General features: G+C 55.2%; 7 protein-coding genes and 3 tRNA genes. All 10 read right to left on the bottom strand.

The window, feature by feature from the left end:
* On the bottom strand, positions 1 to 1,206 hold a 1,206-nt coding region (locus CHH75_RS25380), incomplete at its 3' end, for an alpha/beta hydrolase-fold protein (RefSeq protein WP_255223078.1).
* 37 nt (positions 1,207 to 1,243) lie between these two features.
* Positions 1,244 to 2,248: a FecCD family ABC transporter permease gene (locus CHH75_RS19300; RefSeq protein ID WP_176475619.1), complete on the bottom strand. Its 1,005-nt coding sequence runs from the start codon at positions 2,246 to 2,248 to the stop codon at positions 1,244 to 1,246.
* A gap of 7 nt (positions 2,249 to 2,255) precedes the next feature.
* Positions 2,256 to 3,263 (bottom strand): FecCD family ABC transporter permease, encoded by a 1,008-nt coding sequence (locus tag CHH75_RS19295; RefSeq protein ID WP_095398948.1) that lies wholly within the window; start codon positions 3,261 to 3,263, stop codon positions 2,256 to 2,258.
* Between the two features lie 85 nt (positions 3,264 to 3,348).
* Positions 3,349 to 4,365 carry an ABC transporter substrate-binding protein gene (locus CHH75_RS19290; protein ID WP_095398947.1) on the bottom strand — a complete coding sequence of 339 codons (1,017 nt, stop codon included), beginning with the start codon at positions 4,363 to 4,365 and terminating at the stop codon, positions 3,349 to 3,351.
* Positions 4,366 to 4,495: 130 nt separating this feature from the next.
* On the bottom strand, positions 4,496 to 6,160 hold the full coding sequence (locus CHH75_RS19285) for an AraC family transcriptional regulator (protein ID WP_095398946.1): 1,665 nt from the start codon (positions 6,158 to 6,160) through the stop codon (positions 4,496 to 4,498).
* Positions 6,161 to 6,396: 236 nt separating this feature from the next.
* Positions 6,397 to 6,726 (bottom strand): KGG domain-containing protein, encoded by a 330-nt coding sequence (locus CHH75_RS19280; RefSeq protein WP_095264828.1) that lies wholly within the window; start codon positions 6,724 to 6,726, stop codon positions 6,397 to 6,399.
* A gap of 139 nt (positions 6,727 to 6,865) precedes the next feature.
* Positions 6,866 to 6,948, bottom strand: a tRNA-Leu gene (locus CHH75_RS19275).
* 26 nt (positions 6,949 to 6,974) lie between these two features.
* Positions 6,975 to 7,050 (bottom strand) — tRNA-Lys (locus tag CHH75_RS19270).
* Between the two features lie 108 nt (positions 7,051 to 7,158).
* Positions 7,159 to 7,230: transfer RNA gene (locus tag CHH75_RS19265), tRNA-Glu, on the bottom strand.
* A gap of 114 nt (positions 7,231 to 7,344) precedes the next feature.
* Positions 7,345 to 8,046 carry a Type 1 glutamine amidotransferase-like domain-containing protein gene (locus tag CHH75_RS19260; RefSeq protein WP_095264902.1) on the bottom strand — a complete coding sequence of 234 codons (702 nt, stop codon included), beginning with the start codon at positions 8,044 to 8,046 and terminating at the stop codon, positions 7,345 to 7,347.
* Between the last annotated feature and the right edge of the window lie 82 nt (positions 8,047 to 8,128).

Here is an 8,128-nt window from a genome sequence, read left to right as displayed (position 1 = left end):
CTCGCGGCTATCCGCATATTCGGTGTAATTATAGAAGCGCTCCTCGCTTGCAATCGGGCTATCGCTGTCGAATCCGATGCCCACGACCACCGCAGGCGGTATGCCGCGAGGGGTTCGGGACTGCATCCGGATCGATTCCGCCAGCGAGCCGAAGGTGGCGTTGGCATCCAGCGAATATAGCACAGGATATCCGCCTTCTGGCGGCGGCCCCATCGGCTCGGCGATGCAGATCCGGTATGCCCGCCCAGTAAGCTCCGAGTGCAGACTCCAAGTGACCGTGCCCGGAATGCTGAAAGCTGCCGGTGCGCGGGGTGAACCGGATTCAGCAACAGATGCATCCGGGCTTGCCGAACCGTCAGGGGCTATGGCGCCGGACGCTGTGAGCTTCCGCGCTGCAGCGGATTCAGCACCTGGCTCAGTTACCGGCTCCGTTGCTGGTTCAGTCAAGGCATGAGAAGCTGCTGCTTCGGCCGCCTCTGTGAACAGCCACTGCAGGGCGTCCGTAAATTTGCGGTACATGAAGATCGGATCATGGGTGCCGTCCGGATCAACGATCAGGCACAGCTGATGTTCATTCGTTCCGCTTTCCACCCAGTGGCGATATGCCTCAAGATGATTCGGAAACATGCTGCGCTGAGCATTTAGTTTATAGATGCCTTCATTTCGCCCGACCGACATGAACAGGCTCACGCCAGACGGAAGCGCCCCTTGTTCCTTGATATAATCCAGCACTCCTTCGTACCATAGCGACCCGGAGAGCATGCCGATCCGGCCGAAAATCTCGGGGCGCCAGTAGCCCGCAAAAAGCGAGATTAGACCCCCGAACGATCCGCCGATGATGGCCGTGTGCTCCGGTCCGCTAAGCGTGCGGTATGTACTGTCAATCCAGGGCTTGATCACATCTGCCACTTCATTGACATAAGCCCGCCCCTCCCCAGCGAAGGCCGGACGCCCCGCAACGAGCGCATCCATCGGCCATGGCGTATATTCCCGATTGCGATCCTTGGTACAGATGCCTACCAGAATCACTTCCTGCAGCTTGCCTGACGCATAACAGTGCTCCAGATAGTTCAGGGAATCCTGAAAAGGCTCCCCCTGGTCTTGTACATAAGCCACCGGGTAAAGGCGCTCTGACTGGTGATAGGATGGGGGGAGACAAATCACCAGCTCCCTCCCCCTCACTTCCAACTGTTGATAACGATTCATATGTTCTCTCCCCGAAATGACGGTAGCGACCATCATATTATTTTCTCATGCGAAACAGCAGATAGACGAAATACGGCACCCCGATCACCGATATGACGATCCCCGCTGCCAGCTCCGCAGGCGCAAAGATCGTTCGGCCGATAAAATCCCCAGTCAGTACAATCGCCATGCCGGCGATGCCGCTGATGGGAATCATATGCCGATGCTTGAAGCCCACCAGCTGTTTAGCCATATGGGGGGCAATCAGCCCGACAAAGCCGATGCTGCCGGATACCGCCACACTGGCGCTGACCAGACCGATGCTGCCCAACAGCAGCAGCTTCTTCTCGCGCTCGACGGCAACGCCGACGCTTTTTACGCTGTCCTCGCTGAGCTGGAACAGATCAAGCACTCGCGTGCGCAGCCAGATGAGCGGAGGCAACAAGACAAGCCAAGGCAGCATCGTCACCACAAACTTCCAATTGGCGCTGTGCAGGCTGCCCGCCAGCCAGGAAACGGCCATTTCGTAATCTCTCGGGTTCATCTTCAGCGAAAAATACATCGTCACCGCTCCAAACCCGGACGCAATCGCAATCCCTACCAGAATGAGCCGCTGCGGGTCCAGCTTGCCTCCTTCCCTGGCGAGTATCAGGATCGCCGCCGTAGCAAGCATTCCTCCTGTGATGCCGAATAGCGGCATCATCATGACGCCAAGCCAGCCGGTCATCGTAAGCTGAGCCTGGAACAGGAACATGAACAGCACCACCGCCATGCCCGCACCTGCATTGATGCCAAGTATGCCCGGATCGGCGAGCCCGTTGCGGGTCACGCCCTGTATGACAGCGCCAGCGATGCCAAGCGCATAACCGACCAGCGCCCCCAGCACGATCCTCGGCAGGCGAAATTGAAACACGACAAGATCATAATCGGGATCCGCTTCAAGCCGAAGCAGCGTTCGGAACACGTCGCGGATGGACATGTCAAAGGTGCCATTGGTCAGGCTGAAATAGATCGCTGCCAGCACGATGACAAGCCCTCCGGCAAGGACAACCCGAAAACGCATCGAGCTATTAAGCACGCTGAGCCCCTCCCCTCGTCTTGATCAGATAAAGGAAGAACGGAACACCGATCAACGCAGTGATAACACCGACAGGCGTTTCGAAGGGAGCGTTGACAAAGCGGGCAAGAATATCGCACAAGGCAAGGAACAAGCCGCCGAGCACGCCGGATACCGGCACGATCCATCGGTAATCGGAGCCTGACAAGAACCGGGCAATGTGCGGGATGATGAGCCCGACAAAGGCAATCTTCCCGGCAAGGGCTACGGAGACCCCGGTCAAAATGACAACCGCCAGCATCGTCAGCCCTTTAATCAACGAAGTCCGGACACCAAGCCCCTTCGCAGCTTCCTCCCCCAGCGAGAGCAGCGTAACCGACCGGGACAGTATCAATGCCAGGGCAAGGCCTGCCAGCGCAAACGGAATGCTGAGCTTGATCAGCGAAGGGTCCATGGCATGCAGCCGGGCATTGTACCAGAAGCTGATGCTCTGCGAAATCTGGAAATAAGCGGCGAGCGCCTCCGCGACGCCACTGAGGAAGGTCCCGATCACCGTCCCGAGTATAGCAAGCCGAACCGGGCTAAGCCCGCCCGGAATGAGCCAGGCCAGGCCGAATACGATGGCAGCGCCAATGGCGGAACCGACCATGGAGCTGATGATATACATCTCGGACCCGGCGTTCGGGATCAAGATCATGAACAGAGTCACCGCAAAAACCGAGCCGTCGGTCACCCCCATAATGGAAGGCGAAGCGAGATAGTTGCGTGTCATGCCCTGCATCAGAGCGCCCGAAACGGCAAGAAATGCGCCGATGAGCATGGCTCCGACCACTCTTGGCAGCCGTGAGCTTATGATGATCTGGTGATCAATTTCCTCCGGATCAAAAGCAAAGATGGAGTCCCATACGGTATCCATCGTAATATTTTTGGCTCCATACAGGATGGAAGCCGCAATCAGCAATATGACAAGCGCCGGGGCCGCCAACAGAATGACGGCCGGCAGCCTCTTTCTAAGCCCCATGAACAACACGCCTTATTTACTGGAATCAGGACTTTGTAGGAATCCCTGTACTCGTATATATCGTAATGAAACCTATGCTCGACCTTTACTGTGTCAGGCTTTCAACAGCGGCTTTCAAAAACGCGATTTTGCTGTAGGCCGTCCCGCCCTGGGCCAGCGGATCTACGACGTTCACAAAGACGGTTCCGTTCTTGAACGCGTTCAGATTTTTCAGAATCGGATCATTCTGCAGCTCTTCCCAGGCATTCGGCGTCTCCCTGTTCTCGTCCGGCGAGAATTGCACAAACAGATAATCCGGATTCATCTCCGCCATTCTTTCCTTGGAGATCAATTCCTGCGCCTCCGCCGCAGCTACCTCATCTGGTACGGCGATGCCGAGATCCTCATACAGAACCGGGTTGAAGAAGACCTCTGCCGGATAGATGTACATCTCGCCCGCGCGAACCCGCAGCGCCAGCACCTTCTTCTCCGTGAGGCTGTCGCCGATCAGCGACTTTGCCGCTTCCAGATCCGCTTTGTATTTCTCAATTTCCTGTTCGGCCAGCTCCTGCTTCCCGCTTAGCTCGCCAAGCAGTCTCAAATTGCTCTCCCAGTTCGTGGAGATGTGAGAATACGGGATGGTCGGCGCGATTTTGTTCAGCTGCTCAGCCACCTCGGGCTTGAACTTGGATGACCCTAAAATGACGTCCGGCTTCAGCGACAGAATCGTCTCAAAATTCGGCTCCGTCTTCTCGCCCACCGACTGGGCATTCTTCGTAATCGACTCAAACAATGGCGGGAATTCACCTGCAAAAGAGATCGCCCCGACTGGATTGACATCGAGCACGATGGCATCCTCCATCGCTTCCACCGCGCCGGTAATGACAATGCGCTCCGTTTGCGCTGGCAGAATGTATTCCTGGTCGAGGTATTTGACCACCTTCGTGTCGGCTTCAGCTGGCGCTGACTCCGTCTCCTGCGGCGACGGCTCCGCCGCTGTGTTCGCGTTATCGGCGGCCTGCTGTGCCGCAGGCACCGCGCCCGGATCGGCCGTGCCGCCTCCGCATGCGGTAAGCATCAACATAAGGGCCATCAGCCCTGACAATAACTTCATGGTCTTCATTTCTCTCAAGCGTCCCCTTCCGTGTAGCTGATCATAATATGATTATCATTTTCTCAATTGATAATGATTATCATTATTGATCATAGTAAGCGAAAGTCCGCTCCTGCACCATGGACAATCTCCGGTTCTGTCATGGATATTTTCCGGAAAACATGCGCAGTGCTTCCTCCGCCATCTGCTCCATCGCGATCGGGGAATACTCACGCCACGGATAAGACGAGAGCTGGCGGAACGTGCCGCTTCGGACTGTGTCCAGCGCCATCCATTCCGGTGACGACTCAAGCTGACGCCAATAGGCCAGCGTCTCGGAATCCTGCCGGACCAGCAGGAGCAGATGGCCCGGACAGCTCTCTTCAATCTGGCGGATGCTCAGGCTGTTATTAGCCTCCTCAGGCACGACAACCGGCTCGAACTCTAAATATTCATACAGCACTTCCCGGATTCCCGGATGACTGTATGCTGCCAGCTCATGACGGTGAAGCCGCGCCGTGAGAATTCGCCGCTTGCGCCTAGCGTGTGACGGGAGCTGATCCAGCCAGCCGGATATTGTACGTTCGTAAGCTGCCAGCCAGCTCACCGCCTCGGCCTTTCGGTTCAGCACCTCCGCCAAGTCAAGCAGACAGCGGCGCCAGCATGTCTCCTGTCCCGGCATTTCATACAGCGGCGCGATCCGGCGCAGCTCCTCCTTCTCCCACGCCTCAACGCCGGATGCGCATATAATAAGCTCCGGGCGCGCGGCGGCCAGCTTCTCCAGATTCGCTGTTCTGTTATGGTTCTGCCGATAAGCATCCAGATGCACAGGGATGTCTGGGCCAAGGACATTATAGTAGTGCTGCGACCATTTCGGATGAAGCGGGGCGGCATAGGGAGTCCATTGCAGCGGCATCGCATACCCTAGCAGCGTGGTCGAGCCGTACATGGCAACCTTGTTCTTATGCGTCCTCATATATTCGGACGGAGATAAACCAAAAGCCTTCTTGAATTTGCGGCTGAAATAAAATTCGTCCTTATATCCGACCGAATGCGCCACCTCTTTCAGCAGAGAATCTGAACCGAGCATCAATTGCTTGGCTTTCTTCATCCGCACCTGCCCCAGGTAATCCATCGCACTGTATCCATAGGTCTTCTTGAACACCTCGACAAAATATTTCGGACTGAGATCCGCCAGCTCGGCCAGCTGATCCATCGACAAATCCTGATCGTAATGTTCATTCATATATTCCTTCACACGCTCCAGCGCCTGCCGCTTGTCATGCCTCGTATCCGGGCTGCTCTCGGCTATCAAGGTATACAGCAATCTCTGGAAATCGAGCTGTCCCCGCCATTTCCGGAGCGGGTCCTTGTCCTGGACATGCCGGTATACCGATCGGCAAATTTGCTGCAAACGCTCGGGTGATCCGTATGTAAACACGCCATTCTCCGGCAGAACCGCTGCGGCGTCCAGCTCCTTCCACTCGTCACTGCCCGGAAGGCTGACGAACAATCCAAAATGCAGAATGGCCACCACGGTCTGTTCCCGCTCGTGCTCCGCCAGCTGGCCGTCACCCTGTACGCCGAAAGTAGAGCCCGCCGGACAACCGTATACACATCCTTTCACCATGCGAGTCGTCTGCTCGGCCTGCAGCAGGCTTGCTTCTCCTCCAAGAAGAAGCACCAGAGCCGGATGAACCGTAAGCTGCTGATCCAGTTGAAGACAGCGCCCGTTATATATCTCCATATGCCGCAGCCGGGCCATTAGCCCGCTATCGCTCCCCAGTTCCTGCAGCACAGGATGATGCAAAGATCGGTTAGACATTATGTGAAACCTCGTTTCTTTAAATGAGAATGGTTATCATTATCATATAATTATCATACCGTTGTGAAAAAGTCCAGTGCAGCGGACCGCTTCCCCCATCCGTCCATCACAAAAAAACAGCCACAGCTCCATATCGGAACCGTGACTGCGCTTCGGTTAGGATGGAAGGCGGGTCCTTGGTATGCGAGCATCTGCTCGCGGCCTTGACTCCTCTTCCAGCCTGTTTATGCTGTTCGTTAATTACGGCGCTGACGAGAGCTTGCCTGACCGCCTTTGCGGCCCGCTTCCTCGCGGCTCATCTTGCCGTTATCGGAGTTGTCGCGGGCTTCGCCGCCCTTCTGCCCAATCTCCTGATAGAACTCGCGGTCATGAGAGCGAGAGGTCGCTTCGCCGCCTTTCTTACCGATCTCCTGATAGAACTCCTTATCATGCGAATCGGAGGTAGCTTCGCCACCTTTGCGTCCAATTTCCTGATAAAACGCTTTGTCGTGATTGTTTGCTGTTGCTTCTCCACCTAAACGGCCTGCTTCTTCCCGGCTCATCTTTCCATTGTTGTTTCCAGCCATTCTGAATCACTCCTTGTAGGTATTTGGACGTCCACGGTATCATATTAACCGCTTCGTCGAAGATGAAACAGACATGGCCAATCCCAAGCATGAAAAAAAGCCCTGCATCAATGCAGGACTTATTCCGTTTCCGTATGAATGCGGTAGAGAGGACTCGAACCTCCACGGGTATACACCCACTACCCCCTCAAGATAGCGTGTCTGCCATTCCACCACTACCGCATATTGTTGAGTACTTCTAAAAAAACTGGTGAGCCATGAAGGACTCGAACCTTCGACACCCTGATTAAAAGTCAGGTGCTCTACCAACTGAGCTAATGGCTCTCGATGATCATCATGGAGCTGCCATGTAGATGGTTCGAGAATACAAATTGCTGCTTATGCTCCGACGAACCTATGGGGTTCTCATCCCCGAAGCTTGTAATAAAAGTATGACCCGTAGGGGATTCGAACCCCTGTTACCTCCGTGAAAGGGAGGTGTCTTAACCCCTTGACCAACGGGCCATATTTATCAGTGCCGTCCGTGACGACAAGAATGAGTATAGCATAAATTCAAAAATGATGGCAAGCCCTTTTCCTCATTTTTTCGAGATTTTTTTCTGTAATCTTTCGGACATGTCAGCCAAGCCACGTTGTTTGCAGTGTCCGCTCGATGACGGCCTCCCCGTCCCTTTCCACCACATAAGCCTTTGCGTTCATTCTGGAACCGACGACGCCGTGCAGCCGTCCCTCCTTGAAGTGCAGTGCGGCTCCATCATCTGCGGCATAGCCCGCTTGAATGTCTCCTCGAAGGATCATGTCATGATAAGCCGGCCTGCGCTTGTTCTCACCGTCATAATGGGGGCAGTGGCTGCCCTTGAGTAAACCGAGTCCTTGCAGTTTATAAAGCGGGGCATTGAGCGGGTCCGTAACGCCTTCCTCAAACCAGCAGATCGAACCGGCGCTGAGCCCGCATAACACGATCCCCTGCTCATAGGCTTCCTCGAGGATCCGGTCCAGCCCCCACTCTTTCCATAACACGAGCATATTCCGGGTATTCCCGCCCCCGACGTACAGAATATCCTGCTCCAGCACATAGGATCTCAAATCGGCAAAATTCGGCTGGAACAACGACAGGTGACACGGCGTGCACGGCAAGGTTCGAAAAGCGGCATAAAACCGTTCCACATAGTTGTCCGCATCCCCGCTTGCCGTCGGTATGAAACAAATCTTCGGTGTTTCCTTCGGAACTTGGGCCAGCACATACCGGTCAAGTTGCAGATTGTCCGGCTCCATTGAAAATCCGCCTCCGCCCATGGCGATAATTTGCCTTGTCTTCATTCCGGCTCCATCCCCTTGCTTCCCAATATAGGAAAAGCCCCCGGCACATGTCCACCGGGAGCTTTCCAACAAAATATTCCAA

It is taken from the genome of Paenibacillus sp. 7541 (assembly GCF_002276395.1).
Taxonomy (GTDB): Bacteria; Bacillota; Bacilli; order Paenibacillales; family Paenibacillaceae; genus Paenibacillus_AQ; species Paenibacillus_AQ campinasensis.
Note: the sequence above shows the minus strand (reverse complement) of the source record. Positions and strands in the feature narration are given on the sequence as shown.